Annotated in this window: 27 protein-coding genes and 2 pseudogenes; 17 read left to right on the top strand and 12 right to left on the bottom strand. The window is 69.6% G+C overall.

The features are described from left to right. Positions 1-3: 3 nt before the first annotated feature. Positions 4-357: a VOC family protein gene (locus C8250_RS02505; protein ID WP_138352402.1), complete on the top strand. Its 354-nt coding sequence runs from the start codon at positions 4-6 to the stop codon at positions 355-357. A gap of 119 nt (positions 358-476) precedes the next feature. On the opposite strand, the gene C8250_RS02500 is transcribed toward C8250_RS02505, so the two are convergent. Together C8250_RS02500 and C8250_RS02495 are read right to left on the bottom strand one after the other, a co-directional pair. Beyond that, the gene (locus tag C8250_RS02500) at positions 477-1,706 is read right to left on the bottom strand and encodes an RNA polymerase sigma factor (protein ID WP_198357752.1); all 1,230 of its coding nucleotides are present in this window, start codon (positions 1,704-1,706) and stop codon (positions 477-479) included. Then, a complete protein-coding gene (locus tag C8250_RS02495; protein WP_138352403.1) occupies positions 1,703-2,029 on the bottom strand; it encodes a YciI family protein in 327 nt (108 codons plus the stop codon). The genes C8250_RS02500 and C8250_RS02495 overlap by 4 nt, the downstream gene beginning before the upstream one ends. Before the next feature lie 375 nt (positions 2,030-2,404). Between C8250_RS02495 and C8250_RS02490 the strand changes: the two genes are divergently transcribed. The 4 genes and pseudogenes from C8250_RS02490 to C8250_RS02475 all read left to right on the top strand — a co-directional run bounded on the left by C8250_RS02490 (position 2,405) and on the right by C8250_RS02475 (position 7,483). Next, positions 2,405-3,805 (top strand): GAF domain-containing SpoIIE family protein phosphatase, encoded by a 1,401-nt coding sequence (locus tag C8250_RS02490; RefSeq protein WP_138352404.1) that lies wholly within the window; start codon positions 2,405-2,407, stop codon positions 3,803-3,805. 33 nt (positions 3,806-3,838) lie between these two features. Then, positions 3,839-4,222 (top strand): luciferase family protein, encoded by a 384-nt coding sequence (locus tag C8250_RS02485; protein WP_138352405.1) that lies wholly within the window; start codon positions 3,839-3,841, stop codon positions 4,220-4,222. A 306-nt stretch (positions 4,223-4,528) separates the two neighbouring features. Then, a pseudogene (locus tag C8250_RS02480) lies at positions 4,529-6,937 on the top strand (pyruvate dehydrogenase). A gap of 120 nt (positions 6,938-7,057) precedes the next feature. Continuing rightward, entirely contained in the window at positions 7,058-7,483 is a 426-nt protein-coding gene (locus tag C8250_RS02475) for a cytidine deaminase (protein ID WP_138352406.1), read from the top strand. A 288-nt stretch (positions 7,484-7,771) separates the two neighbouring features. Here C8250_RS02475 and C8250_RS43255 read toward each other — a convergent pair whose 3' ends face one another. After that, positions 7,772-7,981, bottom strand: a complete 210-nt coding sequence (locus C8250_RS43255; RefSeq protein WP_244808947.1) for a hypothetical protein — start codon at positions 7,979-7,981, stop codon at positions 7,772-7,774. Between the two features lie 127 nt (positions 7,982-8,108). Between C8250_RS43255 and C8250_RS02465 the strand changes: the two genes are divergently transcribed. The 3 genes from C8250_RS02465 (at position 8,109) to C8250_RS02455 (ending at position 9,645) form a co-directional block, all read left to right on the top strand. Further along, entirely contained in the window at positions 8,109-8,294 is a 186-nt protein-coding gene (locus C8250_RS02465; RefSeq protein ID WP_138352407.1) for an RICIN domain-containing protein, read from the top strand. A 198-nt stretch (positions 8,295-8,492) separates the two neighbouring features. After that, the gene (locus tag C8250_RS02460; RefSeq protein ID WP_138352408.1) at positions 8,493-9,221 is read left to right on the top strand and encodes a serpin family protein; all 729 of its coding nucleotides are present in this window, start codon (positions 8,493-8,495) and stop codon (positions 9,219-9,221) included. Between the two features lie 37 nt (positions 9,222-9,258). Then, a complete protein-coding gene (locus tag C8250_RS02455; RefSeq protein WP_138352409.1) occupies positions 9,259-9,645 on the top strand; it encodes a hypothetical protein in 387 nt (128 codons plus the stop codon). A gap of 28 nt (positions 9,646-9,673) precedes the next feature. Here C8250_RS02455 and C8250_RS02450 read toward each other — a convergent pair whose 3' ends face one another. Further along, positions 9,674-10,153 carry a hypothetical protein gene (locus tag C8250_RS02450; RefSeq protein WP_138352410.1) on the bottom strand — a complete coding sequence of 160 codons (480 nt, stop codon included), beginning with the start codon at positions 10,151-10,153 and terminating at the stop codon, positions 9,674-9,676. Positions 10,154-10,464: 311 nt separating this feature from the next. Between C8250_RS02450 and C8250_RS02445 the strand changes: the two genes are divergently transcribed. The 3 genes from C8250_RS02445 to C8250_RS02435 all read left to right on the top strand — a co-directional run bounded on the left by C8250_RS02445 (position 10,465) and on the right by C8250_RS02435 (position 13,231). After that, positions 10,465-10,878 (top strand): VOC family protein, encoded by a 414-nt coding sequence (locus C8250_RS02445; RefSeq protein ID WP_138352411.1) that lies wholly within the window; start codon positions 10,465-10,467, stop codon positions 10,876-10,878. 303 nt (positions 10,879-11,181) lie between these two features. After that, positions 11,182-11,664, top strand: coding sequence for a ricin-type beta-trefoil lectin domain protein (locus C8250_RS02440; protein ID WP_164292350.1), 483 nt, complete (start codon positions 11,182-11,184; stop codon positions 11,662-11,664). A gap of 361 nt (positions 11,665-12,025) precedes the next feature. Next, a complete protein-coding gene (locus C8250_RS02435; RefSeq protein ID WP_138352413.1) occupies positions 12,026-13,231 on the top strand; it encodes a globin domain-containing protein in 1,206 nt (401 codons plus the stop codon). Between the two features lie 144 nt (positions 13,232-13,375). Here the strand turns inward: C8250_RS02435 and C8250_RS02430 are convergent, their stop codons facing one another. Beyond that, positions 13,376-14,251, bottom strand: a complete 876-nt coding sequence (locus tag C8250_RS02430; protein WP_138352414.1) for a universal stress protein — start codon at positions 14,249-14,251, stop codon at positions 13,376-13,378. Further along, positions 14,248-15,306, bottom strand: a complete 1,059-nt coding sequence (locus C8250_RS02425; RefSeq protein WP_138352415.1) for an alcohol dehydrogenase catalytic domain-containing protein — start codon at positions 15,304-15,306, stop codon at positions 14,248-14,250. Before C8250_RS02425 ends, C8250_RS02430 begins: the two co-directional genes overlap by 4 nt. A 255-nt stretch (positions 15,307-15,561) precedes the next feature. Here C8250_RS02425 and ppk2 point away from each other — a divergent pair, with 255 nt between their 5' ends. Further along, positions 15,562-16,413, top strand: a complete 852-nt coding sequence (gene ppk2 / locus C8250_RS02420) for a polyphosphate kinase 2 (RefSeq protein WP_244808946.1) — start codon at positions 15,562-15,564, stop codon at positions 16,411-16,413. A 122-nt stretch (positions 16,414-16,535) separates the two neighbouring features. Here the strand turns inward: ppk2 and C8250_RS02415 are convergent, their stop codons facing one another. Then, positions 16,536-16,991, bottom strand: a complete 456-nt coding sequence (locus C8250_RS02415) for a universal stress protein (RefSeq protein WP_138352417.1) — start codon at positions 16,989-16,991, stop codon at positions 16,536-16,538. A 233-nt stretch (positions 16,992-17,224) separates the two neighbouring features. Further along, positions 17,225-17,389: a hypothetical protein gene (locus C8250_RS43060; RefSeq protein ID WP_210340062.1), complete on the bottom strand. Its 165-nt coding sequence runs from the start codon at positions 17,387-17,389 to the stop codon at positions 17,225-17,227. Positions 17,390-17,939: 550 nt separating this feature from the next. Between C8250_RS43060 and C8250_RS02410 the strand changes: the two genes are divergently transcribed. After that, positions 17,940-19,166, top strand: a complete 1,227-nt coding sequence (locus C8250_RS02410) for an ice-binding family protein (protein WP_244808945.1) — start codon at positions 17,940-17,942, stop codon at positions 19,164-19,166. A 261-nt stretch (positions 19,167-19,427) separates the two neighbouring features. On the opposite strand, the gene C8250_RS02405 is transcribed toward C8250_RS02410, so the two are convergent. Next, a complete protein-coding gene (locus tag C8250_RS02405) occupies positions 19,428-20,330 on the bottom strand; it encodes a helix-turn-helix transcriptional regulator (protein WP_138352419.1) in 903 nt (300 codons plus the stop codon). Between the two features lie 146 nt (positions 20,331-20,476). Between C8250_RS02405 and C8250_RS44430 the strand changes: the two genes are divergently transcribed. Next, positions 20,477-20,800: an MFS transporter gene (locus C8250_RS44430; RefSeq protein WP_274599423.1), complete on the top strand. Its 324-nt coding sequence runs from the start codon at positions 20,477-20,479 to the stop codon at positions 20,798-20,800. Beyond that, complete coding sequence (locus tag C8250_RS44425) at positions 20,782-21,267, top strand: MFS transporter (RefSeq protein WP_187144706.1); 486 nt, start codon at positions 20,782-20,784, stop codon at positions 21,265-21,267. The genes C8250_RS44430 and C8250_RS44425 overlap by 19 nt, the downstream gene beginning before the upstream one ends. On the opposite strand, the gene C8250_RS02390 is transcribed toward C8250_RS44425, so the two are convergent. The 3 genes from C8250_RS02390 to C8250_RS02380 all read right to left on the bottom strand — a co-directional run bounded on the left by C8250_RS02390 (position 21,249) and on the right by C8250_RS02380 (position 24,661). Continuing rightward, on the bottom strand, positions 21,249-21,773 hold the full coding sequence (locus C8250_RS02390; protein ID WP_138352421.1) for a GNAT family N-acetyltransferase: 525 nt from the start codon (positions 21,771-21,773) through the stop codon (positions 21,249-21,251). The genes C8250_RS44425 and C8250_RS02390 overlap by 19 nt on opposite strands. A gap of 76 nt (positions 21,774-21,849) precedes the next feature. Then, positions 21,850-22,488, bottom strand: a complete 639-nt coding sequence (locus C8250_RS02385) for a TMEM175 family protein (protein ID WP_138352422.1) — start codon at positions 22,486-22,488, stop codon at positions 21,850-21,852. A 187-nt stretch (positions 22,489-22,675) separates the two neighbouring features. After that, on the bottom strand, positions 22,676-24,661 hold the full coding sequence (locus tag C8250_RS02380) for a protein-arginine deiminase family protein (protein ID WP_138352423.1): 1,986 nt from the start codon (positions 24,659-24,661) through the stop codon (positions 22,676-22,678). A gap of 306 nt (positions 24,662-24,967) precedes the next feature. On the opposite strand from C8250_RS02380, the pseudogene C8250_RS43245 reads away from it, so the two are divergent. Further along, positions 24,968-25,273, top strand: a pseudogene (locus C8250_RS43245) (alpha/beta hydrolase); the annotation flags it as partial. 208 nt (positions 25,274-25,481) lie between these two features. Then, a complete protein-coding gene (locus C8250_RS02375; protein WP_187144705.1) occupies positions 25,482-25,886 on the top strand; it encodes a hypothetical protein in 405 nt (134 codons plus the stop codon). Positions 25,887-26,103: the final 217 nt, after the last annotated feature.

The raw sequence follows: 26,103 nt of genomic DNA, 5'->3' as shown, positions 1-26,103 counted from the left end.
GGCATGGAACGTGTGCTGGGAATCGGTGGATATTTCCTGCGGGCAGCGGATCCGGCGGCTCTGGGCGCCTGGTATCGCGACTGCCTGGGCCTGGACGCAGATGAGAACGGCCTGTGGCGTCCGGGAGCCGGGCCGACGGTGTTCGCGACCTTCGAGTCCGAGACCGACTACTTCGGGTCCCGCGCCCAGCAGAGCATGCTCAACTTCCGGGTCGGCGACCTCGATGCGATGCTCGCTCAGTTGCGCGCCAAGGGAGCGGACGTGGCTCCGGAGACGCAGGACATGGCGGGTGTCGGCCGATTCGGCTGGGTCACCGATCCTGAGGGCAACCGGGTCGAGCTGTGGCAGCCCGCCTGACCGCGACTTCCGACAGGCGGTGACGTGCTGCTGCTGCTCCAGCCGTGGAAGTCGTACAGCCCGGGCAGGAGCGACGTGGCCCACTGGCTCGTCACCCGACGGTCACGCCGGAAGCGTCGCTACCCCAGCTGGTCGCGGCGGCGCGTCAGATAGGTGATCTCGGCGGTGTTGCCCGCCAGATCGATGGCCTTGTCGTAGGCCGCGCGTGACTGCTGACCGTAGCCCAGCCGGCGCAGCAGGTCGGCGCGCGTCGCGTGGTAGGCGTGATAGCCCGCCAGCTTGTCCTCGAGACGGTCGACGGCCGCCAGCGCCACCTGCGGGCCGTCGAGCTCGGCGACCGCGATGGCCCGGTTGAGGGCGACGATCGGCGAGGGGTCGAGGCGGACGAGCTGGTCGTAGAGGGCGACGACCTGCGACCAGTCGGTGTCGCGTACGCCGCGGGCGGAGGTGTGCACGGCGTTGATCGCCGCGAGGATCTGGTAGCGGCCCGGAGCCGCACCGGTCGCCAGGCGCTCGCGTACCAGCCGGTGGCCCTCGGTGATCAGCGCCGCGTCCCAGGCCCCACGGTCCTGCTCATCGAGGGCGATGAGTTCGCCGCTTCCCGAGACCCGGGCGGTACGGCGGGCCTCGATCAGAAGCATCAGCGCCAGCAGCCCGGCCACCTCACCGTCCTGCGGCATGAGGGCACGGATCAGGCGGGTGAGCCGGATCGCCTCGGCGGTCAGGTCGTGACGTACGGGGTCGGTGTCGGGGCCGGTCGCCAGGTAGCCCTCGTTGAAGACGAGGTAGAGAACGGCCAGTACGCCGGACACGCGTGCCGGGAGGTCCGCCGCGGACGGCACCCGGTAGGGGATGCGAGCCGCCTTGATCTTGGCCTTCGCACGGGTGATCCGCTGGCCCATGGCGGTCTCCTGCACCAGGAAGGCACGGGCGATCTCGGTCGCGGTCAGACCGCCGACCATGCGCAGTGTCAGCGCCACCCGAGTCTCCATCGCAAGCGCCGGGTGACAGCAGGTGAAGATCAGCCGTAGCCGCTCGTCGTCGATGAGGCCGGGAGGCTCGGGCGGGTCGTCGTACATCAGCTGAGCCTCCTTCTGCTTGTCGACGCGCTTGTTCTCGCGCCGGACCCGGTCGATGGCCTTGCGGCGGGCGGTGGTGGTCAGCCAGGCGCCGGGGTTGGGCGGCACGCCGTCGGCCGGCCACCGCTCGACGGCGGTCGCGAACGCCTCGGCCGCCGCCTCCTCGGCGATGTCGAGGTCGCCGAATCGTCCGGTCAGGGCGGCGACCACCCGGGCCCACTCCTCGTGGTGGGCCCGGCTGATCGCCTCCCGGACGTCGGTCACGCTCACAGGAACGGCCGCACCTCGGTCTTCCGGTTGCAGGCCTTCGACCCCTCGGCCGCCAGCTTGAGCGCCACGTCGAGGTCGGGCGCTTCGATGATCCAGAAGCCGATCAGGAACTCCTTCGACTCGACGAAGGGCCCGTCGGTGAACAACGCCTCCGCTCCGCGGTTGTCGATCACCGTGGCCGTGTCGGGCCCGCCGAGGCCGCCGGCGAAGACCCAGTGACCGTCGGCCTGGAGGCGCTCGTTGAACACGTCGATCGCAGCGTCCTCGTCCGGGGTGGCGAGGTTGTCGGTCGTGTCGGTGATCACGGAAACCAGATACTGCATCTCGCACCATCTCCTGCGCTTCGGCGACGCCCCTCCCGGGCGACCGCTCACCCTTACTACGAACAGCTCCGCCCCGATCCGACACCGCCGCACGGATTTCTTTCACGGGCTTCCCGGTACTTCGGACGGTGAGCGATCCGACTCGGCGAAGCCATCGCTGGAGACCTGCACCAGCGTAGGCACGGCGGGCGGCTTTCGCAGTGGTGCGCGCCGGACCTCGACCCGCCGATCGTGGGTCCCCTGGGGGCTGTGTTGCGTGTGTGACGGCATAGGGTTGCCGGGTGTCGGCTACCTCACAGGGTGCCTGGGTGCGCACGGCGTCCGGGGAACCGATGATTGCTCTTCCGGGACGGGGGCCGGACCAGGGAGGCGAGGGTGCGTTCCACAGCAGCGGGCACCGGCCCGGGCGAAGGTGAGACGGTGCTTGCGTCGGCCTTCGACAACGCCGATGCCCTGCGTGCACTGCTGGCCGACCGGGCGCGGCTGGCGCTGCTGGACGAGGCCACGGAGCAGATCGGGACCAGCCTGGACCTGGACGTCACCTGCGCGGAACTGGCGCGGTTCGCGGTCCCGCGCTTCGCGGACCTGGCGAGTGTCGAGATCCTGCCCCCAGAGGCGCTTCCGGCCGGGCTGACCGTCGGGGCCGGCCCGCTGCGGGTGCGGCGCACCGCCCTGGAGGCGGTTCCGGGACTGCGTCACGGCATGGAGACCCTTGCGCCGGCCGCGGAGTGGGTGCGTCATCTGCCCAGGTGCCCGACCGCGCAGTGCCTGGAGAGCGGCCAGGCCTTCCTGAGCCACGACAGGACCGGCGGACAGGGAGCCGGCGCCGGCGAGGACTGGTCCTGCGAGCTCGGGGGCGGCGTCGGTGCCGCGTCGGTGCTCGTCGTCCCGCTGCGGGCCGGCGGCCGGCTCATCGGTGTCCTGTCGCTGCTCAGATCCCCACCCAGTGCCGCCTTCGACGACGACGCCGCCACTGTGCAAGCGGTCGCGGACCGGGCGGCCCGGAGCATGGACAACGCTCGGCGCTACGCCGTGGCGCAGGACCTGACGATGGAGTTGCAGGGGGCGCTGCTGGCCGACCCGGGCAGCCCGCACGCGAATCTGGAGCTGGCCTCCCGGTATCTGCCCTGCGGTACGTCCGCGATGGTGGGCGGCGACTGGTTCGAGACCATCCGCCTGTCCTTCGGCCGCACCCTGCTGGTCATCGGCGACGTCATGGGCCACGGGGTGGAGACGGCCGTCGACATGAATGCCTACCGCATGCTGCTGCGCTACGTAGCGGCCACCGACCTGCCGCCGCACCGTATCCTGCGGCAACTGGACCACTTGACCTCGCAGAGCGACGCCACCCGCCCCGCCACCTGTCTGCTCGCCCTGGTGGAACCGGCACGTCATCGGTGCACCTTCGCCAGCGCCGGGCACCCGCCGCCCACTCTGCTCCGCCCGGACGGGCCGGCGGAACTGCTGGCCGTTCCCACCGGGCCACCGCTGGGAACGGGTCTGGGCGAGTACCAGGCGGTGGTCCACTCACTGGACCCCGAGCAGATGCTGCTGCTCTACACCGACGGTCTGGTCGAGCGGCGCACCGAGGACATCGACGCCTCCCTTGCCCGACTCACCCGCCTGCGCCGCCCGCGCCCGGGCGAGTCCCTGGAGGACCTGCTGGACCATGTTCTGACCACGGTCGCACCCACTACGCCCGACGACGACATCGCGGTCCTCGCCGCGCGCGTCCACGAACAGCCGGGACCACAGGATGTTACGAGGGCGGGGTAGCGGCACCGGGGGCAAACGGTCGATCATGTGGGCATGGCATCTGCGCGTCGCGCTATGGAAGACCTGATGACGTGGCCGGGCCTGTCCGCGGCCCCGGCCCGGTGCGGTACGGGGACGGCTGTGCTGGCCGACGGGGCGGAGATCGTCCACTTCCATTCCGAGCGACAGGCCGACCTGTACCTGGGCCGACCGGCGATCGAGCGCCTGCACGAGGAACTGGGGCACTCCACCGCGCTGCGCCTGCTTCCGGGTTCGGGGTGGGTGACCGTGGTGCTGGGGGGCGACAGGGACGCGGACCTGTTGATCACCTTGGCCAGCGTCGCGCTGCGGGCGCAAACCCACCGTGCGGCCGGTGGCGGCGCGGGGGAGTGCAACCTGGGCCGCATCTCGATCATCCACACGGGGCACGTCGCGTAGCAGGCCACGCCGCCTGCCGGCCGGTCCTGATCGAGCGCCACGCCCGCGCAACTCTCAACCACCACCGCCACGCGGCCTGACACCACGCCACGGCCGGGCGGCGCCGGATCAGGACGGCGGTCCGATCCGGCGCCGCGCGCCCGTCAGCTCGACCTCTGCCCGGTGCGGCCCCGACTTGTGTGCCGGGTTGCCTGCTGGTCTCCTGGTCGGCAGCGAACACATACCGTCGTGCCGTACGCCACCGACCGGCGAAGACCTGCAGAACCCCGGCAGAACCCCGGCAGAACCCCAGGAGGACCTCCCGCCATGACCACAGCCGCTCCACTCGGGGACCGTGCCGAATCCAGCGGATCGGACCCCTACGGCGTGCTGGGCGAGGTGGAGGACCGCCTGCTCTGGCTGTCCAGCTCGATCGTGCACCACGCGAACCGGGTGCGTCCCAACCCGTCCGGACTCAAGGTCGGCGGCCACCAGGCGTCGTGCGCCTCCATGGTGTCGATCATGACCTCGCTGTGGTTCCGCCATCTGCGCCCGCAGGACCAGGTGTCGGTGAAGCCGCACGCCTCGCCGGTGCTGCACGCCATCAACTACCTGCTCGGCGAGCTGCCGGAGGCGTATCTGCCGACGCTGCGGGAACTGGGCGGCCTGCAGAGCTACCCGAGCCGGTCCAAGGACCCCGACCCGGTCGACTACTCCACCGGATCGGTGGGCATCGGCGCGACCGCGACGATCTGGGGCGCGCTGGCCCGCCGCTACGTCCGGGACGGCGCGGATGCCGGGACCCGCACGGGTCCGGGCGACGCGGCCAGGCCGGAAGCGGAGAGCGGGGTGACCGCGGCCGACGGCGGATTCGCCGGTCGGCAGTACGCGCTGGTGGGCGACGCCGAGTTGGACGAGGGCGCGGTGTGGGAGGCGGTACTCGACCCGGCGGTGGCCGGACTCGGTGAGCTGGTGTAGATCGTCGATCTCAACCGCCAGTCGCTGGACCGCGTCGTGCCGCTGGCCACCGCGGACCGACTGCGCGGGATGTTCGCGGCGGCCGGCTGGCAGGTCCTGGAGGTCAAGTACGGACGAGCGCTGGAGGAGCTGTTCGCCCGGCCCGGTGGCGACGCGCTGCGCGCCCGTCTGGACGCGATGACGAACGCCGAGTACCAGCGGCTGCTGCGCTGTTCCGCACTGGAGCTGCGCAGCCGCCTGCCCGGTACGGGACCGGGTGCGGCCGGGATCGCCGAACTCCTCGCAGAACTGGCGGACGAGGAGCTCGTCACGGCCGTCCGGAACCTCGGCGGCCACGACCTGGCCATGCTGGACGCCGCTCTGTCCGCGGTCGACGACACCCGGCCGACGGTGATCCTGGCGTACACCGTCAAGGGCTACGGCCTCCCGGTCCAGGGCCACCCCCAGAACCACTCCTCACTGCTCACCCAGGAGCAGATGGACCAGCTGGCCGAGCAGTTGGGCTGCGATACCGCCCGACCCTGGGCGGACTTCGCGCTCGGCTCCGCGGCGGCGGGGCTGTGCGCAGAAACGGCCGAGCGGCTGCGTCGCGACGCCCCGGTGCTCCAGCCGCCGCCCGCGCTGCCCACCGACATCGGCCGCACCCCCACGGGCTCCGGCACCACCCAGGCGGCGCTCGGCCGGGCGCTGCTCGATCTGACCCGGCAGGCGCCCGAGGCCGCCGCGCGGGTGGTGACGGTCAGCCCGGACGTCAGCTCCTCCACCAACCTGGGCGGTTGGGTGAACAAGGTCGGCGTGTGGTCGGTGGCCGAGCGCACGGACTGGTTCGCGGACGACCCGGAGACCATCCTGCACTGGCGGGAGAAGCCGACCGGCCAGCACATCGAGCTGGGTATCGCGGAGACGAACCTGGTCGGTCTGCTCGGCGAACTGGGCGCCACCTGGAGCCGCTGGGGCCGGCCGCTGCTGCCGATCGGCGTGCTCTACGACCCCTTCGTGCAGCGCGCCCTGGAACCGTGGTCGTTCGGCATCTACGCCGGCGGCCAGTCGATCCTGGTCGGCACGCCGTCCGGGGTGACGCTGGCGCCGGAGGGCGGCGCCCACCAGTCGATCACCACGCCATCGGTGGGCCTCGAACAGCCCGGTTGCACGACGTGGGAACCGGCCTTCGCCATCGACGTCGAGTGGGCCCTGCTCGCGGCGCTGGCCCAGCTGGGCCGCTCGGACGGCGAGTCGGCGTATCTGCGGCTGTCCACCCGGTCCGTCGACCAGTCGCTGGCCGCGGTGCCCACCGATCCCGCCGCCCGGGAGCGCCGCCGCCGGCAAGTGGTGGCCGGCGCCTACCCAATGCGGCGCGTCGCGGGCGCGGAGGTCACCATCGCGGCGATGGGCGCGATGGTGACCGAGGCCCTGACCGCCGCGGACCGGCTCGCGACGCAGGGCGTCGCCGCGGACGTCGTCTGCGTGACCAGCCCCGACCTGCTCTTCCGGGCGCAGGGTTCCCGTACCGGACAGGACCCGGAGGCCGCCGACTGGATCCTCGACCAGGCCTTCCCCCGCGCCCGTGCGACCCCTCTGGTCACCGTGCTGGACGGCCACCCGCACACCCTGGCGTTCCTCGCCACGATCCACCAGGTGCCGGTACGCACCCTGGGCGTGACCCGCTTCGGGCAGTCCGGCTCCCTGGAGGACGTCTACCGCTACCACGGCATGGACACCGACAGCATCATCCGGGCCGCCCTCGACCTCACCCGGTAGCCCGGGGCCCGCGGGGACGGGCACGCCTTCGCCCTGCACAATGCTGATGCCGGCTCCGCGCCATCGTCAGCCGGGCCAACGTCGTATGACACCGCATGACACCGCATGAAGGCAGAGAAGATGACCCCACAGACCGACCGCGTCGACCATGAACTGATCGAGGCCGCGGCGCACGTCGCGGCCACACGCTGCCGGGGCGACAACCACACCATGGCGGCGGCCCGCGCCCGGGACGGCCGGATCGTCACTGGGGTGAATGCCTACCACTTCACCGGCGGCCCCTGCGCAGAGCTGGTCGTCATCGGTGCCGCGGCCGCGCAGGGCGCCTACGAGCTGGACACCATCGTCGCCGTCGGAGACCGCGACCGCGGAGTGGTGCCTCCGTGCGGCCGCTGCCGCCAGGTCCTTCTCGACTACTTCCCGGCCCTCGACGTCATCGTGGGCACTAGTGACGGCCTCCGGACCGTCCCCATCACCGGCCTGCTTCCCGAAAGCTACATCTGGTCGGACCACCAGCTCGACGCCGCGCACAGCGCGCAGCCGTAGGTTCATATCGGGGCGTCCCGACGGTGCGAAGGGTCTTCGCAGGCGAAAGCCGGCGGGGGCCCTTTCTGCGTTCCCGACCTCGGTCGGTGTCGTGAATTGTTCGCTCGTGACAGTGATTCCGGTATCGATGGTGCTCTGTCCGAGAACATCCAGGATCGTCCGAAAAGCTGCTCGACCCAGGGCGGAACATCCGAGAGTTTTGGCATCGAAGACGGAAGCCGGCTTCTCCGAGTCATCACCTGATCCACGGACAGCAAGGATCGGCCCGTAGCCACCACACCAGTGGCATCAGCGAAGGAGCACTTCATCATGGCGTGGAATCACGTCCAGCGTATGGCCGCCCTCGCGGTCGGCGTTGCCTCCCTCATCGGGGGCGGTCTCGTAGCGGCCGCACCGGCCGGCGCTCAGGTCAAGCCCGTCGGCCCGGCCGTCGCGGTGGCCGGCGGCTACTTCGTCAACGTCGACAGCGGCAAGTGCCTGGACGCCGTGTGGAGCCATAGCAACGGCACCTCGGTGACGCAGTGGGACTGCTACGGCGGCGCGACTCAGCAGTGGAGCTGGAACGGCCAGGAGATCGTGAACACCGACAGCGGCAAGTGCCTGGACGCCGTGTGGAGTCACAGCCGTGACGCAGTGGGACTGCTACGGCGGCGCTACCCAACTGTGGACGCTGCGGCTGGTGAACGGCGGATACGAGGTCGTGAACGTGGACAGCGGGAAGTGTCTGGACGCCGTGTGGAGCCACAGCAACGGCACCGTCGTGAACCAGTGGGACTGCTACGGAGGTGCGACCCAGCTCTGGCACGGGTGACAACCTGAGCAGTGGCCGTCATCGGTCGGCGACCGATGACGGCCACTGCGCGTCGCGGTCGAGTTGACGTCCCGCACGGCAGCGGGGCCGACTTCAGCACCCGGCCGGCCATGCCCGTAACCTCGTCGGGAACGCCAGGGAACGCACTGGTATGCCACGAAGTCGGCCCCCTGTGGAGCCGTCGGCAGGAGGGCTGTTGTGCGAACGGAAACCGGCGCCGCCGGGGCCATCACAGCCCTGGGCGAGTTGTGGCTGGAGTTGCTCTTCGATGATCCGGTGGTCCGTGGTGCCAGGGCTGACGTGATGTGTTCGCCTGCCGGCCTGTGGCTGGCGCTGGCGGCCCTGGAGGCCTGCGCCGATGGGACGACCCGCACCGAGCTGCGGGGGGTCGTCGGCCCGGTCGGTGCCCGGAACGCGGAAGGTGCCGCGGTCCACGCACTCGGACGGGAGGGTGCGTTCATCGCCTCGGCCAGGATGTCGAGCCGGCTTGCGGCACGGCCGGGGTTCCGTATGGCGTCGTACGCGATCGAGGTCGGACAGCCCGGCCTTGACGACCTGCACGGGCTGCACGGGCTGCACCGGCGGACTCGCGGTACGGACGGCCTGTTCGGCCAAGTGGCAGAGTGCGCTGATCCCGCACTCTGCGCCCTCCTCGTCAGCACTGTCGCGCTGCAGGCCGACTGGGAGCGGTCCTTTGAGCCGTCCTTCACCCGTGAGTTCCCCTTCACCGATGCGGAGGGCGTGACGCATCGGGTACCCGCCATGGTCGCGGAAGTACCGGTCGAGGACGCCTGGACCGTCGAGCGGCCGCACGGCCGGGTCACGGTGGTCGAACTACGGGCGCGCGGCGGATCCATGGGTGCGGAGCCCGCCACCCGGCCGGCCCGGTGGACGGCGCTCGACAGACTCAGGTCCATGACCTGCTGAGCCCCGCTTGCCGTGCGCGCTGAGGCATGATCGTCCGATGGACACCAACGACGTGCAGTACCGGGCCTACTTCACCGACCCGGACGCAGCGCCCGGCTCGGACGAGAGCGAGACGGAGATGCGGGTGGAGAGCTGGAGTGCGGATGGCCTGGCTCTTGTGCTGGACCAGGAGGAGGGCCGACTGGTGTCCGCCAAGGAACGCCCCGGCTTTCTGCGGGTGGAGCGGCACGACGAGCCGCAGGTGCGCGGTGTGATTCCGGGCGCCGGCTGGAAGCTCGGACAGAAGGACGGCCTGTCCCTGGGCACCCCGGTGGTGGCGTTCCTGGTGTACGACGGGTACGTCCGGCCGATCACCGGTCTGCCGCCGACGGGAACAGGGAGGGTCTCGCGGGAGACCCATCAGCTGGTCCAGCACAGGGAATAGCACCGGCCCGCATCACCGATGGGTCACGTCAGTCGGGCTGCGTCCAGCGCTGCAGTTGCAGCTTTGCTGCGTTTCGAACGCGGCGGGTCCGTCCGTGTTCGGCCAGCAGGCTGAGGGCCTTGGATGAGGGCGCGATCTGCGTGGTTGCGGCCATGCGCTGGCACCAGTCGGACGCCCTGGTGAGATCCTCGGCGGCCCACGGCCTGCCCAGGGCGATGGTTCTGAGCAGGGTCCACTCGCGCAGGCGGCAGGCGAGGAAGTCGCGGTCCGCGATCACCTCGGTCAGGGTCTGGGCCCAGGCGGTGAAACGGGGGTCGGGCAGCAGGTCCGCGGCCCGGCGGTCCAGATGGCGGCCCACCGCGCTGTCCGCCGTCGTCGCGTCCTCGTCACGCAGGACGGTGGCCACCAGGCCGGCCTCGTCCGGCTCGGCGACGGCCTCCAGGGCCTGCAGGTAGCGGGCGAAGCGCTGATGCTCGGCGGGCTCCTCATCGGTGTGGGGGCCGGTCATGCCGCGATCCCCTCCGTCCGTCCAATCAGCCGCCGCGCGGCACCGGCCGGGTTCAGGAAAACCAGCGGCGTGCCGGCTGCTACCCCTTGGTCGACGACACACTATAGGGCGTTGCCTTGGCCTCCGACGGGGCATTAAGGTCGGCCGGGTGACTGCCGGGTCGGCCTTGGGCCATACACGAGTGAGGCCCCCGGCCTCGCCCTGAGCACCGCGCGGGCAAGAAGCCCGCCGCCCTCTCCTTGTCTTCCCTTCCGGCGCCCTCTCGCGGCGCCCATCTCAGTGGAACCCAAGACTCGGAGAGGCACTACAGAATGTCGCACGACCAGCAGCAGCCACCCACCACAGCCGTCCAGCTCAACCACACTGCCGTGTATGCCACGGACCGGCAGTTGTCGGCCGAGTTCATCGCCGAGATCCTGGGCCTGAAGGTCAGTGCCCCGCTGGGGCCGTTCCTTCCCGTCGACCTCGGCAACGGCGTGACGCTCGACTACTACGAAAAGCGCGACGAACCGATCCAGTCGCAGCACTACGCGTTCCTCGTGCCCGACGATCAGTTCGACGCCATGATCGTTCGCCTGAAGGCGATCGCGGTCACCTACTACGCCAACCCCGACCACACCGATCCAGGCCGTATCAACCGCCTCTTCGGCGGCCGCGGTGCGTACTTCGCCGACCCGGCCGGCCACAACATGGAGATCATGACCCGGCCCTACGCCCGGCGTTGAACCAGCCGCATCCGAGATGTGACCGACCCTCAAGATCAACACCTGGCTTGAGGCCATGTAAAGTTCCGGTGAACGACGCGTGCGTATGGCGAGTCAGCCCGAAATACGCGCTCGTCCAGGGGGTACTCCACAGGGCCAGCGGTCCCGAACGTCATGGTTCGCGGGCCGGACTCTCGTGCGCCCAAAAACAGACACGCATGCCGGTGGCGGACGTCCAGACCCGCATCTGCTCCCGGCGGCGGCGTCACAGAACAGGACACCATGCCGGCCGTCGGGCCGGAGAAGACGATTAAGGAACAGAACGTGATTCGCAAGGCTTCCGCAGTGCTGCTCGCGCTGCTCACCGTGCTGGGCTGTGGCGTTCTCGCCACCGGTACCGCCAACGCCGCCGGTGACCGGCTGTACAACCTCGGGAACTGTGCAACTCCCGAGGGCAACAGCACGTCCAACGGCGCTGTCATCACCACCTGGTCGTGCACGGGCAGCAACCTGCAGAACTGGCACTGGGTGGAAGGCTTCATCGTTCACGATGTGAGCGGCAAGTGTCTGACGCCGCGCGGCAACGCCTCGGGCACCAACGGCGCCGTGCTCACCCTCTGGACCTGTGACTTCAACTCGCTCAACAACCCGCAGAGGTTCAACGGGACCAACGAGCGCACGTGGACCGTCACCGGCGGGAAGTGCCTGACCAACAAGGGCGGTTCGCTGGCGAACGGCACGTGGCTCACTCTGTGGACCTGCGCAGCCGACTTCAACAACGGGCAGGCGTGGGGCCTCGTCCGCTAGTGGGTCGGTCGCCTCTCAGAGGCCGACATCCTGACTGACGGACCGACCGCCCACGGGAAGTGTTTGCTCTTCCGGTGGGCGGTCCGGTTCTTCGCGGCGATGCGGCTCATCCTGGCGAATGGCCGGCCCGACGCCGAGTGCGATCCGCGAGGGCCGGATGGGCTCTTCCGGAGGGCCGTTGGGTCCTTGTCGCCTTGAGGTCTCTCCGGACCATGGTCCCGATCTGGCCGGTCAAGGGTCCCCAGTCTGGTTCGAGTGTCCGATCCGGCCGTAAAAGGCATGATCTCTGGCTGCTATACACGGGTCTGTTGCTCCCCGGGCCCGGCTCGTTGCCGTGCCCCAACGACCTCAGGAGGTCACGGTGCTCTCTGCCGAGTCCGCAGTACTGGTACGCGCCACCCTGCCCGCGGTCGGCGGCGCGTTGGACGAGATCACCACCCGCTTCTACAGCGCCATGTTCAGCGAGCGGCCGGAACTCCTGGACGGGATGTTCAACCGGGGCAACCAGGCCAGCGGAGCCCAGCGCCGGGCCCTTGCCGGATCGATAGCGGCCTTCGCCGGCGCGCTGCTCGCCGATCCGGACGCCCGGCCGGATGTTCTGCTGAACCGCATCGCACACAAGCACGCCGCGGTCGGTGTCACGGACGACCAGTACACGATCGTCCACAAGTACCTGTTCGCCGCGATCGCGGAGGTGCTGGGCGAGGCCGTGACCCCGGAGGTGGTCGCGGCCTGGGACGAGGTGTACTGGTTGATGGCCGGTGCACTGATCGTCCGTGAGACGCGCCTGTACCAGGGCGCGGGGGTCGAACCCGGCGGCAGCTGGCGGCAGTGGCTTGTCGTGGAGCGCCGCGAGGAGACCCCGGACACCGTGTCGTTCCTGATACGTCCCGCCGACGGCGCCGCCGCCCCGGAGGCCCTGCCCGGTCAGTACGTCAGCGTGCGGATGACCATGCCCGACGGTGTACGCCAACTACGCCAGTACAGCCTGTCCGGTGCCCCCGGCGGCGAGTCGCGCCGGATCACCGTGAAGCGGGTTCAGGAGCCGGGTGCCCCGGACGGGGAGATGTCCAACCTCCTGTACTCCACGGTCGTCGCCGGCGATGAACTCACCTGCTCGGCACCCTTCGGGGAGGTGGTGCTGGAGGAATCCGACCGTCCGGTCGTACTGGTCTCCGCGGGCATCGGCACCACACCCCTGATGAGCATGCTCGAACACCTCTGCGCTGCCGGTGCGACCCGCCCCGTCCTGGTACTGCATGCCGACCGCTCGCCCGCCGACCATCCGCTACGGGACGATCTCCACCGTTGCGTCGAGAGCCTGCCGCAGGCCCGCGCACTGGTCTGGTACGAGCGCCCGGATCCGGTGCAGGCACCCGGGGCCCGGGCCGGTCTGATGGACCTGGACGGCGTGGACGTCCCGTCCGACGCGAGTGTCTACCTGTGCGGACCGCTACCGTTCATGCGCGTGATACGCGGCCAGCTGCTCCGCGCCGGTGTGGCGGCCCGGAACATCCACTACGAGGTCTTCGGCCCCGACCTGTGGCTGGCCGACGGCGATTTCTAGCCTCTCCGGCACGGGGCCGGTCCGGTGCACCACCGCGCACACGGCTCCGTGGGATCCCATCCGAGGGGTACAGCGTCCGACGGACGGAAAGGGCCGGCCTGCGGGCCGGCCCTTTCCGTCGATGCCCCGCTCAGCGGCCCCGGCTCAATCGCGCGGGGAGACGGGCAACGAGCCTTGTGGTGTCTCGGGGACGAGCAGGACCGGGCAGTGGGAGTGGTGCAGCAATGCGGTGGCGACCGGGCCGAGTTGAAGTCCCAGCAGGCCCGGTCTGCGGTGCGCGGTGACCACGATGACGGCCGCTCCGCAGGTGGCTTCCAGCAGGGCGTGTGTGGCGCCGGACCTTACGGTGCGCGTCTGCACGGGAACCTGCGGATACGTCTCCCGCAGGGGTGTCACGACGTGGCCGGGTACCGCCTCCTCCGTTCGCGCCCGCCGGACGATGTCCTCCTGAAGGTGGCTGGTGGGTACCGGGGCGTATCCGACGGGCGGCAGGTGCCGGTAGGTCCAGGCATGCACGACCCGTAGCGGCGCCGCGCGCCGGGCCGCCTCGGCGAAGGCGTACCCGGCGGTGTCGGTGTCGGTGTCGTCCTCCAGGCCGAGCAGGACGTCACCGCCGGGTCCTGAACTGTCGTGCCACGCGGTGTGGTCGCCGCGGACGACCAGGAGCGGGCTCTGGGTGCGAGCCGCCACCCGCAGACTGACCGACCCGAGCAGCCTCCCGGCGAACCCGGGCAGATCACGGGTGCCGACGACGGTGAGGGCGGCGTCCCGGCCACGGCTCACGATGGCCTCGGCCGCGTCGCCGACCACTGCCGTAGTGCTCACCGCGAGCGCCGGGTAGCGGTGGCGTGCCCGGGTCACGGCCGATGCGAGAACCGGTCCGGCCTCGTCGAAGCCGGGCACGGCATAGACGATCTCCAGACCGGTGGCGCGCCGGTCCGCCTCCGCGGAGGCCTTGTCGAGTGCCCGCATCGCGACGACGGAGCCGTCGACGCCGACGACGACATTGGCAGCGGTCATGTCCGGTCCTTCGTGGGTCCGCTGCTGAGTACGACCTTCAGAGCGCCGGTGTCGGCGGCCCGGGAGAAGACGTCGTACGCCTCCTCCATGCGGTGGAGCGGGAAGTCGTGCGTCACGAGGGACGATGTGGGCAGCCGTCCGGCGGTCATCATCCGTAGCAGGGCGGGGGTGGAGTACGTGTCGACCAGTCCGGTGCGGATCGTCAGGTTCTTGCTCCACAGGGATTCCAGATGGAGTGTCGCGGGCTTGCCGTGCACCCCGACGTTGGCCACCCGCCCTCCTGGGCGTACCATGCGGGTGCACATCTCGAAGCTGGCGGGCACGCCCACGGCTTCGATGACCACATCGGCCCCCAGGCAGTCGGTGAGGTCCGCGACCAGCTGTTCGGGGTCCTCCGCGGCGCTGACCACTGTGTCGGCGCCCATACGTTTGGCGGCTTCCAAACGGGCCGGCACGAGGTCGACGGCGATGGTCCTGCCCGGCGAGAACAGCTGAGCCGTGGCGATCGCGGCAAGTCCGATGGGGCCTACGCCGACCACGACGACGGTGTCGCCCGGACCCACCCGCCCGTTCAGCACGCCGACCTCGTACGCGGTGGGATAGATGTCGGCCAGCAGCACGGCATCCTGGCTGTTCACCGTGGCGGGCAGCGGGTGCAACGACAGGTCGGCGAACGGTACGCGGACGTACTCGGCCTGCGTGCCGTCGACGGTGTGGCCGAGGATCCAGCCACCGCCGCCGAGGCACTGCCCGTACGCGCCCTCCCGGCAGAACCGGCAGAGTCCGCAGGCCGAGATGCAGGAGACCAGGACCCGGTCGCCGGGCCGGACCGTACGTACCCCGCTGCCGACCTCGACGACCTCACCGACGGCCTCGTGGCCGAGGATCGTGCCGGGCAGGACATCCGGTACGTCGCCCTTGAGGATGTGCAGATCCGTACCGCAGATGGTGACGGCATCGACACGGACGATCACATCGGCGGCGTCCTGGATCCCCGGGTCGGGAACGTCGTGCCACGCGGACTGCCCCGGGCCGTGGAAAACGAATGCCTTCATGGCCGTTCCCTTCACCGAATGCTTCTTGCGGCTTCTGCGGCCGTCTGCTGCTGTCTGCGGGCTTCCCGCCGGGGACCCGGCCGTAGGCCGGCCGGTGGGGCCGGTGCCCGCCCCGCAGCCCCTCAGGTACAGCCTGGCCCGGCACCAGTGCCGGCCGCTTGGGCCACTCGGACCCGGTACCGGGGTCCAACCGGCCCGCATCGCGGAAAAGCCATAGCGTGGACCCCCAGTACCCGCTCTCTGATGGAGGCCGCCGTGGCATCCGGCAAGAAGTCCCGAACGAGTGCCCCACGTCAGGAGCGGCTGCCGCGGCGGCTGTACGAGAGCGAGCTGCTCAGGCTGCAGACGGAACTGGTCAAGCTGCAGGAGTGGGTGCGTGCCGAGGGCGTCCGGCTGGTCGTGGTCTTCGAGGGACGTGACGCGGCCGGCAAGGGCAGCACCATCAAGCGCGTCACCGAGCGCCTCAATCCGCGGGTCGCCCGGATCGCCGCGCTCCCCGCGCCGACCGAGCGCGAGCGCACCCAGTGGTACTTCCAGCGCTATGTCGAGCAGCTGCCCGCCGCCGGGGAGATCGTGCTGTTCGACCGCAGCTGGTACAACCGCGCGGGGGTCGAGCACGTCATGGGGTTCTGCACCAAGGAGGAGTACGGACGCTTCCTGCACCAGTGCCCGATCTTCGAGCGGATGCTGGTCGAGGACGGCATCCTGCTGCGCAAGTACTGGTTCTCGGTGAGCGACGCCGTGCAGGAGGAGCGCTTCCGTGCCCGGCTCGAAGATCCCACCCGGCGCTGGAAGTTGTCACCGATGGACCTGGAGTCCGTCACCCGGTGGGAGGCGTATTCGCGGGCCAAGGACGAGATGTTCGTGCACACCGACATCCCCGAGGCGCCCTGGAACGTCGTCGCCAGTGACGACAAGCGCAGCGCGCGGATCAACATGATCAACGATCTGCTGTCGGCGATCCCGTACCGCGAGGTGACGCGGCCGACGCTGGAACTGCCCCAGCGCCCGCCGTCCACCGGCTACGAGCGGCCGCCACGCGATCTCCAGACCTACGTATCCGACCACGCGGCCGCCCTGGGGCGGGGCGAAGGGGGATCCGGCTGAACCGGCGGCGCTCCCTCGGCTGAAGGCGGGATCCGGCACTCGAACGGGCTGGGTACCGCCGTCTCGCAGGCTGGAGCGGCGGACTCCTTGAGCGTCTGTCATAACGGTGGTCGGCGGACACCTCACTCAGGAACGACGACGACCGGGCACGGTGCGTGCTGGACACAGTGCCGGCTGACCGAGCCGAGGAGGATGCCGGCGAAGGTGCCGTGCCCCCGGCTGCCCACGGTCAGCAGCTGCGCTCCGGCCGCGGCCTCCAGGAGCACCTCTGCCGGATGCCCCTGCACCACTCGGGCGAGTACCTCGACGGGCCGGTCGACCTGTCCGGCCACGTCGGCGATGGCTGCGTCGAGGTTCTTGCGGACGCTGGCCGGGATCTCACTGATGTCGATCACTCCGGGCGCCCAGCCATAGCTGTAGACGTAGGTGTCGGGGTTCTGCCATGTGGTGATCGCCTCAACGGTTGCGTCGGTCAGCCGTGCGTAGGTCATCGCCCATTTCAGCGCCGACTTGGAGCACTCCGATCCGTCGACTCCGACGACCACGCGTCGGGCAAGTTCCGGGGTCTGCTGCGGCATGGTCGATCTCCTGGGGGTGAGGGCGACCGGCCCGGCTGGGCCGGGCGCGGTCTGTGTGCGGGGGAGTGCGGGGTGCGCTTCCGGTCTCAATATGCTGTCCCGGGATCCGGGACCGCAGGGGTCCGCAGTCCCGGCGATCCGGGCCGAACGTCCCTATTTCGAGGGCCCGTTCAGCCGCTCGGTGACGTTCACGCCGCGCTCTGCGGTGCTCAGGTTCGAGGTGCGGTTCGTCGTCACACCGGACGCCGGCCCCACTCGGGAGCGGTCAACGCCCAGGCCCTTTCCCATTCCGTCATGCGCCGCCGATCGGCACCCCGGCGGACCAGTCCGCGCACCATGACGATCGCGAATGCCGCGCAGCCGGCGCCCAGCGCACCACCGACCAACGTCATCGACATGAGCTCTTCGCCAGCCACGGGCGCCGGGACCTGCCGTCCCGTGCGATCCAGCCACACCGTGGCCCTCGAACCGCGCAAAGTGGAAGTCGGTATGGCGCGGTAGCGCGTATCCGACACCGAGGTCGCCGGTGGCCGGCGGACCGGCTCCGTTCCAGCGTGCAGGCCGTGAATCCGCTGGGGGAGGGGCCGCAGGGCCCTGCCAAGGGCCCGACCGGCCCCATGAAGCCGGCTACTCACGTAGCAATGGGCCGCGCTCCGCCCGTCCGACAGCGTCATCTGCCCCGGCGGGATGGCGGCCAACTCGTTTCCTGCGCTCATATATCCGCTGATAAAATTACCCCGTTCATGGAAGGAGATCGTGCGCTTATCGCAGCGCACGGTCGCAAATGGGTGGCATTCCTCGATCACCCGAATGCGCCGCATTCCGGATTACGTGACTCCGTAATATGCCGGTGACAGAAGTCGGCGCCTCTGTTTGTCGAAGAAGCACCGATTGCGCCACTACCCCCACACAGGAGTTGGCCCCTCGATGACCCTGAATGCCCCTGTAGTGCCCAATGCACGTACCCTTTCGGCCTGGATCGCGGCGCTGGTCGCGGCGGTCATGGCCGCACTGATGGTCGCCATGACGTCGAGCCCGGCCCAGGCCATCGCCACACCCGTACCGCTGGCGACGGCGGACAGCTTCGCGGTGTTGTCCGGTGAGTCGGTCACCAACACCGGTCCTTCGGTGATCACCGGAGACCTCGGAGTGGATCCGGGTACGTCGATCACCGGTTTTCCGCCCGGCCTGGTGAACGGAGTTCAGCACTCCCATGACGGGGTGGCGCTCCAAGCCAAGAGCGACCTGGTCGCGGCCTACAACAACGCCGCCGGTCAGGCCACCAACGGTGCCCTTCCCCCGGACGCCGGCGGCCTGAGGCTGGTCCCGGGCGTCTACACCGCTTCCTCCACGCTCCACCTGACCGGCACCCTGACCCTGGACGCCCAGGGCGACCCGAACGCCGTCTGGGTCTTCCAGGTCGGCTCCGGTCTGACGACGGCGTCCGCCAGCCGCGTGCTCCTCGTCAATGGTGCCGCACCGTGCAATGTGTTCTGGCAGGTCGGAAGTTCGGCCACCATCGGCACCAACTCCACCTTCGTGGGCACCATCATGGCGCTGACGTCGATCAGTGTGACCACGGGTGCGAGCATCGACGGCCGGGCGCTGGCGCGCAACGGCTCGGTGACGCTGGACACCAACAAGATCACCCGGGCCACGTGTGCGGCCGGCACCGCGGGTGGCGTGATCACCGGTGGTACCGGCGTGATCGCCGGCACGAGTACTGGCGGCACCGCAACCGGCGGAACCACCTCGGGCGGCCTGATCGCCGGGGTGACCACGGGTGGCACCAACGGCGGTCTGCTCGGCGGCGTCCTGACCGGTGGTGTCATCGGCGGCACTCCCGGCGGTCTCATCGCCGGTACCACGGGCAGCGCCTCGGTGGGCACCACCGGTAGCCCCACGGCGGGTACCACCGGGAGTCCCACGGCAGGCACCACTGGCGGCTATCCGGGTGGTGACAACGGAGGGAACAACGGCGGAGAGACCGGCGGCTATCCCGGTGGTGACAACGGCGGCGAGACCGGCGGCTATCCGGGTGGTGTCAACGGCGGCGAGACCGGTGGCCATGGCTACGGTGACCAGCCTCAGGGTCACGATGACCAGGGCCGGCCGCACGACGTGCACGGCGGCTACGGCGCCGATCACGAAGATCAGCACAGCGACTACGCATAGCACCGAGGCCGGGCCGGGCAGGTGATGCCCACTCGCCCTGCAGATCAGCTAAGTTGCGGCTGATCCCGCATCCAGCGGAGCGTTGAGTTCTCGGAGCGGTCGTCCGTACGGGCGAGTGGTCCGGGCGGCGCGCGGCGGATCGTCATCGATTCCGCCGCGCGCCGCCGGCGCGAGCAGGTGCCTTCGGCAGGCATGGACGCAATGGGACACCACGGGCGGGATGCAAAAGGTGTCGATCGTCAGCTTCTTCGCCGCTGAGCCTCAGGGCGGTGGCGGGACATCCTGATGTGCGGAGTCTCCGAACTCCGCTCCGATGTACGACTTGATGACATCAGTGATGAGCTGCCCGGAAGCTACCGGGTCCAGCGCCCTGGCCTGCAAACTCTCATGGATGACGGCGTAGCGCTGCACGTCGAGGGGTTTCTCCAGGTAGAGATCGCTGGTCAACCCTTCCAGGTACACAACGCTCCGGTCCGAGTCATCCGCGAACTCGATGATCGAGAACTGCCCCGCCATGCCAGGATGCGCTCCCAACTGGTGCGGGATGACCTGCACGGTGATGTGCGGGCGACCACCGAGGTCGAGCAGTCGCTCCAACTGCTCCCTCATGACCTCGGAACCGCCCACGACGCGCCGCAGGGCCGACTCGTCCTGCACGACCCACAGGCGCAACGGGCGGTCCAGCTCGTCGACCCGCCACTGACGGCGCAACCGAACGTGAACCCATGTGTCGATCTGTTCTGCCGTGGCGTGCGGGATCGTTCCTGCAATAACGGCCCGGGCGTAGGCCGGAGTTTGCAGCAGTTCGGGAATCACCATGGATTGGTAACAGCGGATGGCCACGGCGTCGGTTTCGAGGTCGATGTAGACGCTGTGCGGGATATCGCCGTACTCCTTCCACCAGCCTACTTGACCGGATTCCTCGGCCATCCGCATCAGAGCATCGACAACCTGCGGATCCTGAACCCCGTACACCTCGCAGAGATCGCGGACATCACGTGAGTTGACTCTGCGGCGGCCATTCTCCAGAAGGCTGATCTTTGCTTGCGAGACCAGTAACTGCTTTGCCACTTGCTGGGCTGTCAAACCCCTGCTCTTTCGAAGCGCGCGAAACTCCGATCCCAGTCGGCGTCTTCCGACAGTGGGATTGACGTGGGGCGACACAGGACAACTACCTCCGCTACAGAACATGGGACCAGCCGCTGGGCAGCCGCATCGGCGACCGCTGAGCGATCCGCCTGCAGATTAGGCGGTCAGGGCTGCAGGAACGATCATCTTGCGGCGTGTCTCCTTCCAATGGGTGGTTGACAGTGCGTCGTGCCCACCTTCCCGTCGGGGACACCGCGATCCTGATCTCCTGCCTCTACCTCACCAGCGCGCCGGCCCAGCCCGCCGCCGGGCGCCTCGCCGAGGAGTTCGGGCCCCGGCGGGTCTTCGTCGCAGGCATCGTGCTGAAGTTCACGGCCGGGGTCGTCGGATCGTCGGCCCACTCGCTGACCGCGCTGATCGTGGCACGGGTGCTGATCGGTGCGGGCACCTCGGCGGGAAATCCGGCGGCGATGCTGCTGATACGCCGCCGCGCCGAACAGGCCGGGCACGAGGCCCCACCACGGGGGTGCTCGGCGGACTGTTGATCACCGGCGCCGCCACCGTCGCGGTCGGTCCCGCCCTTGGCGGGCTGCTGGTCGCCTGGGCGGGCTGGCGGAGTGCCTTCTGGATCAACATTCCGGTCGCGGCCGTCACTCTGATCCTGGTGCTGACCGGGATCCCACGGGACGCCGACCCCGTGCGTCCCGGCTCGCCGCGCGCTCTCGCCTCCCGCGTCGACTGGCTCGACATGCTGGGCTTCGGCGGCTCGCTCGCCGCCTTGATGATCTTCCTCTCGGCGCTGCCGCACCTGGACCGGCCCCGCTCGCCGCCGCCCTCGTACTCGCCGCTGCACATCAGCGGCGTGGTGCTGACGACGCTCCGGCAGGCGGCCGACGAGGACTACCGCCTGTTCGTCCTGGCCGACGCCACCGCTGACCCCGGGACAGGATCCAGTGCCGGGCGCAATGAAAGGCTGTGGCGTGGTCCGATTGGTCACGCAGGTGCGGCATAGCAATGGACCGTCACCGTCTGGGTCGGACTCCACTGCTGATCGACGGTGGCCAGCAAGCTCCAGCCCAGGCGTTCGTACAAGGCTGCGGCCGACGTGTCGGAGGCCAGGACGTCGAGGATCGGATGCAGGGCACGCTCGTGGGCGTCCTGCACGGCCCGCTCCATCAGCAGTGCGCCGATCCCGTGGCCACGAGCGGAAGGCGAGACGAACAACCGGCTGATCACAGCGGTGTCCTCGACGTACACACCCTCGCGGCGGCTCCACAGGCCAGGTGCCGCATCTCCCGCCCCGCTGCGGGACAGACCGATGTGACCGACTACGCGCCCGTCCAGTTCCGCCACCCAGGCAGCCAGCAGTGCAGGCTGCATCAGCCACTCGCCGGGACGGTCGGGCCAGTTCGCCGGATAGCCGTCACCGGAATGGACCTCGGCGAGCACCTCGACACAGTCATCGAGATCAGACGCCTCGCGCTGCCGAATGCGGCAGGTCGAAGGTTCACCGGCCATAGGAACACCCTGTCGATTCACCGAAGCATGAAAGCACATCACGCGACGACGGGACCGACAAGCCGGACCGGGTGATTCACCGTTCGGGGCGTCTGCGGTGGTAGTGGCCGAGGATGTAGTGGGCGGGGATGAGCGTGATCCAGAACCACATGGCTGCTGCCGTGTTGACGAAGGCCAAGGGAACGGAGAGGCCGAAGATCAGCACGCTGGAGCCGAGTTGGGCGGTGAAGCCTCGGCGGGCCGCGGCCGCGGATGATGCGGCGGAGGGGTGCACTTGGCGTTGTGTGAGCAGCAGCAAGGTTGCGTGCACCGCGTGGATCGCGGCCAGAGTGCCCGCGTAGAGGGCGACGGTTTCGGGCTGAGACGCGTACTCGGCCAGGAGCGCGGTGGGGAAGGGCAGCAGGGCGACCAGGCCGAGGCCGAGGAGGACCAGGCGGGTGATCACGACCGTCTCGGTGGGCAGCGCGGTGAGGATGCGGCGGTGGTCACGCCAGAATCCGGCGATGAGGCTGAAGCTGAGGGCGAAGGCACCGACGTTGGGAAGCGCATCGCCGAGCGCCTTATGGAACGCGGCGTCCCCCAGATGCGCGGGGATCGCCACGTTGATGACGAGCAGGGTCATCGCGATGGCATAGATACCGTCCGACAGCGCGATCAGGCGTGTCGCGCCCAGGTCGCTCTCGTGCGGGTGCGTCGCTGCCACTGGTTCCGTCATGTCGACGACAGTAGGGCGCTGTGTCCTGGTGGTAGCGCACCCGCCACGGTTCGGGCGATGCGTTGCGTCCTGCCCGCGCCGGTGCAGCGACGTCGTTCCGAACCTCGGGCCGGACGACCGTCGCCGCACCGGAGCGGACGTGGCGCTGCTTCCCGGGCTTCCTGGGCGGAGTGTTATCCGCGGTCGGTCATGCGGAGTGCGGCCACCACCGCTGGTCGGTGGAAAAGACCGCGCGCAGGGTGTTGGTCGCGCAATGGATCTCTCCTTCGGACACATGCGTGGAGAGCAGGTCGTCGACGTAGCGGACCGTGTAGCCGGTGGTGGCGAAGGCCTTGTCGATGGCCTCGGTGAACACGTCCTTCCCGCCGATCAGCGGACCGAAGGGCTTCGGCGCGACATATTCCCCGTTGTTCAGCACCAGGCCGTTGACCGTGCCGGGGATCAACGCGACCGCCTGGTCCATGGCGCGGAGCCGGGCCTCGGCCGCGTCCCTGTCCGGGCCCGGCTTCATGCTTCTGATCTCGCTCTGGAGCATCAGGTAGTCCATCGTGCGGGCGGTGAACAAGGCGGGGACCCGCACGATGTCGGCGTCGGTCAGACCCACCTCGCGTTTCAGCACGGCGACGTTCGCGTCGATCCTCTTCGCGCTGCGGTCGTTGACGTGAAGGAACTGCGGGTCGGCGAGGAACTCGCTGATGCTGCGCTGGTCGACGTGGTCGGTATAGCGCCAGTCCAGCGCCGGCAGCCCGCCGTGCATGATCTGGCCTCCGTACCCGGCCTTCTTCGCGTCCTGGAGAATCCTCATGCCGCTTCGCGGGTCGGCGACGACCGCGCGCCAGCCGAGGCGGCTCCCCGGCGCGGGCAGGAACTGGACGAACTCGTCGATGTGGCCGACCGACAGCCATGACGTGTCGAGCGACAGGGGTTTCTGCATGTTCTGCGAGCGCAGGAAGGTGAGCATCTCCGCGGCGGGGCCCTTCTTCCCGTCCGCGGGATCGCCCCCGATGACGATGCGCCCCGCCGGGTACCCCGGGTACGCGGGGACCGTCTCCAGGTTGCCCATCGAGTCGTAGGTCGAGTCCTCGTCCGGGGTCGGCACGTGCGCGATGTGCACAGCGGCCACATCGGGCCCGGCGAGTTCGGTGAACACGACACGGGAGGCGGCGTGCCGGTTCTCGTTGACGGAGGGGATCAGCACCCGCATCCCGTGCGGTTTGCCGCCGGGGCCGGGGATGGAGGCGTAGCCCGGCTCGAAGAGGTCCTGCATCCACTGGTCGCCGCCGGTGTCCACCCTGCGCAGCGGAGTGGCGACGCCGTTCGCCTTCACGGCGGCGGCGAGGGCGTCGGTGAAGGGCTTGCCGGTCTCCGGGTCCTGGTCGTCTGAGGCGAGCGCCTCCTGCAGACGCTGCGTGTTGAGCTGGGTGAGAACGGGGGCCTGTTCGAGGGCAACGGTGCGAGAGGAGGTCACGCCGTTCGCGGTGACGTCCAGTCGTACGGTGACGCGGCCTGCCCATACGGCGGAGTCCCGGACGATGTCACGCCCTTCGATGCCCAGCTCGACTCCGGCGCGCAGCTCGGCGGCGCTCAGCTTCGTGTCGGGGCCGACGACTTCCCAGCCGCGGGGCGCCGCACTCTTGGGGCGCTTGACGAACAGGCGGACGTGGTCGGCCCCGGCGCCTGGCACGGTGACGCGCCCCGTCGCGGAGGCGGGTGCAGCGGCCCAGGGGGCCGTATGGAGCCGGGCCAGATCCGCCTCGTCCTGGGCGCCGTTGACCACCGTGTCAGCGGCGTCGTTGCACCCGGCCATGTCACGGTCGGCCTGATACTGCGCCAGCCGATGGGTCCGCCTCAGCGCGGCGTACTTCCGCTCCGCCGCCTCCTTCTTGGCGGGGTCCTTGGCCTCCTCACGCAGCGCCGCCTCCTGCACCCGGAAGCTCTCGTTGTCGGCCTGCTCCCGACCGGCGGCATCGACCAGGAGCTCCTTGGAACGGGCCTTGCAGACGCCGGCGTCATCGTCGATGTTGGCCAGGAAGAGCTCAGGCTTCCCGGGAGGCGTGGCGGCATCGGTCCGGAGGTCCGCCACCGGCGAGGCGGCGGAGGCGGGCACGGCCAGGCCCACCGTGCTGACGGTCAGTGCCCCTGCCAGAAACAGTTCGCGCGTTCGGAATCTCATCGCTGGGTGTCCCTCGGATCTGGTGCGTGCGAGGTCCCGCTGCCGGGGAGTACCCGCTTCAGCTTCAGGGACCGTCTGAAGACAACAAGATCGCCAAAACTTGTCAGGTTCCTGTGAACCGGAGGTCAGCGACTCGTCAGCGGGGACCTTCACGCGCTCAACGTGGGCCAGGACGACCGGAACGCCCAGGCTCCCACAGGCTGAATCCACCGTCGCGGAACTGCATCCGCAAGTGGACACTCCAGGCATCAGGACGCAACTGGGGGCTGATGTGCTGGACCCGCCACGGCACTTTGCGTCCACGACATGCTCAGATCTTCTGCAACCCCGACCATCGCGCTGCTCACCCTCGCTCTGACGCTGCCTACCGCCGGTGCGTGGCCGGCCGCCGCGGCGTCGCCCTCGACTCATGCGGCCGCCGGTGTCGCTTCCATCCGCGACGACGCGGACGCGCGCACCTCGTTGCCCCGCCCCACCGGCCCGCACGCCGTCGGCCGGGACACCCTTCACCTCGTCGACGGCGCCCGCCGGGACCCGTGGGTGCCGGACAGGGCTCGAGAACTGATGATCGGCATGTTCTACCCCGCGCTCCCCGGCACCGGAACACCGGCACCGGAACACCGGCACCGGAACACCGGCACCGGAACACCGGCACCGGAACACCGGCACCGGAACACCGGCACCGGAACACCGGCACCGGAACACCGGCACCGGAACACCGGCACCGGAACACCGGCACCGGAACACCGGCACCGGAACACCGGCACCGGAACACCGGCACCGGAACACCGGCACCGGAACACCGGCACCGTACGCGACCGTGCGCGAGGCCGGGCTGTTCCTGAAGAGCTTCGGTTTGGATGGTGCCTTCCCCGCCGAGACCTTGAGCGCCACGGCCACCAACGGCCGCGTCGGCGCCTGGCCCGACCGCCGCCGTCATCCCCTGGTGGTGCTCTCCCCAGGGTTCGGCGTCTCGCGCTTCACCCTCACCGGCCTCGCCGAGGAACTCGCCGGCCGCGGATTCGTGGTCGCGGCAATGGACCACGCCTACGAGTCCGTCGGCACCGCTTTCTCCGGCGGCCGGATGCTGACCTGCATCGCGTGCGAGAGGGCCCGGAACGAACAGGACTTGGAGGCGGTCACCGCAGGGCGGGCCAAGGACGTGTCCTCTTGCAAAGGGTGTGAATTCGCTCGACACGTCGCGGGAGCACCCCCTCGACGATGAAACCTACGCAGAATGGACACCGGATCTCACAAGGATCGATGTCCCGTTCGTCTCAGTAGGCAACCGTCCCCCGAAGCTCCCGAGTACGAGGAGGGGGGCAGGCCGGCGACCACCCCTGACCAAGCTCTGGACGACGGTTCCATGGGACGGCAAAAGGCAAAGGCAAGGAGAACTCTCTCCTTGCCACTCTCAACTTATAGCGCACCGGGGGGCTTGC

It is taken from the genome of Streptomyces sp. So13.3 (assembly GCF_005860785.2).
Taxonomy (GTDB): domain Bacteria; phylum Actinomycetota; class Actinomycetes; order Streptomycetales; family Streptomycetaceae; genus Actinacidiphila; species Actinacidiphila fildesensis.
This window is presented reverse-complemented; position numbering and strand designations above follow the sequence as displayed.

Coding starts and splice junctions, on each gene's coding strand:
- C8250_RS02505 (WP_138352402.1), top strand. CDS start 4: ATGGAACGTGTGCTGGGAATCGGTGGATATTTCCTGCGGGCAGCGGAT.
- C8250_RS02495 (WP_138352403.1), bottom strand. CDS start 2,029: ATGCAGTATCTGGTTTCCGTGATCACCGACACGACCGACAACCTCGCC.
- C8250_RS02485 (WP_138352405.1), top strand. CDS start 3,839: ATGGCATCTGCGCGTCGCGCTATGGAAGACCTGATGACGTGGCCGGGC.
- C8250_RS02475 (WP_138352406.1), top strand. CDS start 7,058: ATGACCCCACAGACCGACCGCGTCGACCATGAACTGATCGAGGCCGCG.
- C8250_RS43255 (WP_244808947.1), bottom strand. CDS start 7,981: ATGGCTCCACACGGCGTCCAGGCACTTGCCGCTGTCGACGTTGACGAA.
- C8250_RS02455 (WP_138352409.1), top strand. CDS start 9,259: ATGGACACCAACGACGTGCAGTACCGGGCCTACTTCACCGACCCGGAC.
- C8250_RS02450 (WP_138352410.1), bottom strand. CDS start 10,153: ATGACCGGCCCCCACACCGATGAGGAGCCCGCCGAGCATCAGCGCTTC.
- C8250_RS02445 (WP_138352411.1), top strand. CDS start 10,465: ATGTCGCACGACCAGCAGCAGCCACCCACCACAGCCGTCCAGCTCAAC.
- C8250_RS02430 (WP_138352414.1), bottom strand. CDS start 14,251: ATGACCGCTGCCAATGTCGTCGTCGGCGTCGACGGCTCCGTCGTCGCG.
- C8250_RS02425 (WP_138352415.1), bottom strand. CDS start 15,306: ATGAAGGCATTCGTTTTCCACGGCCCGGGGCAGTCCGCGTGGCACGAC.
- C8250_RS02415 (WP_138352417.1), bottom strand. CDS start 16,991: ATGCCGCAGCAGACCCCGGAACTTGCCCGACGCGTGGTCGTCGGAGTC.
- C8250_RS43060 (WP_210340062.1), bottom strand. CDS start 17,389: ATGTCGATGACGTTGGTCGGTGGTGCGCTGGGCGCCGGCTGCGCGGCA.
- C8250_RS02390 (WP_138352421.1), bottom strand. CDS start 21,773: ATGGCCGGTGAACCTTCGACCTGCCGCATTCGGCAGCGCGAGGCGTCT.
- C8250_RS02385 (WP_138352422.1), bottom strand. CDS start 22,488: ATGACGGAACCAGTGGCAGCGACGCACCCGCACGAGAGCGACCTGGGC.
- C8250_RS02380 (WP_138352423.1), bottom strand. CDS start 24,661: ATGAGATTCCGAACGCGCGAACTGTTTCTGGCAGGGGCACTGACCGTC.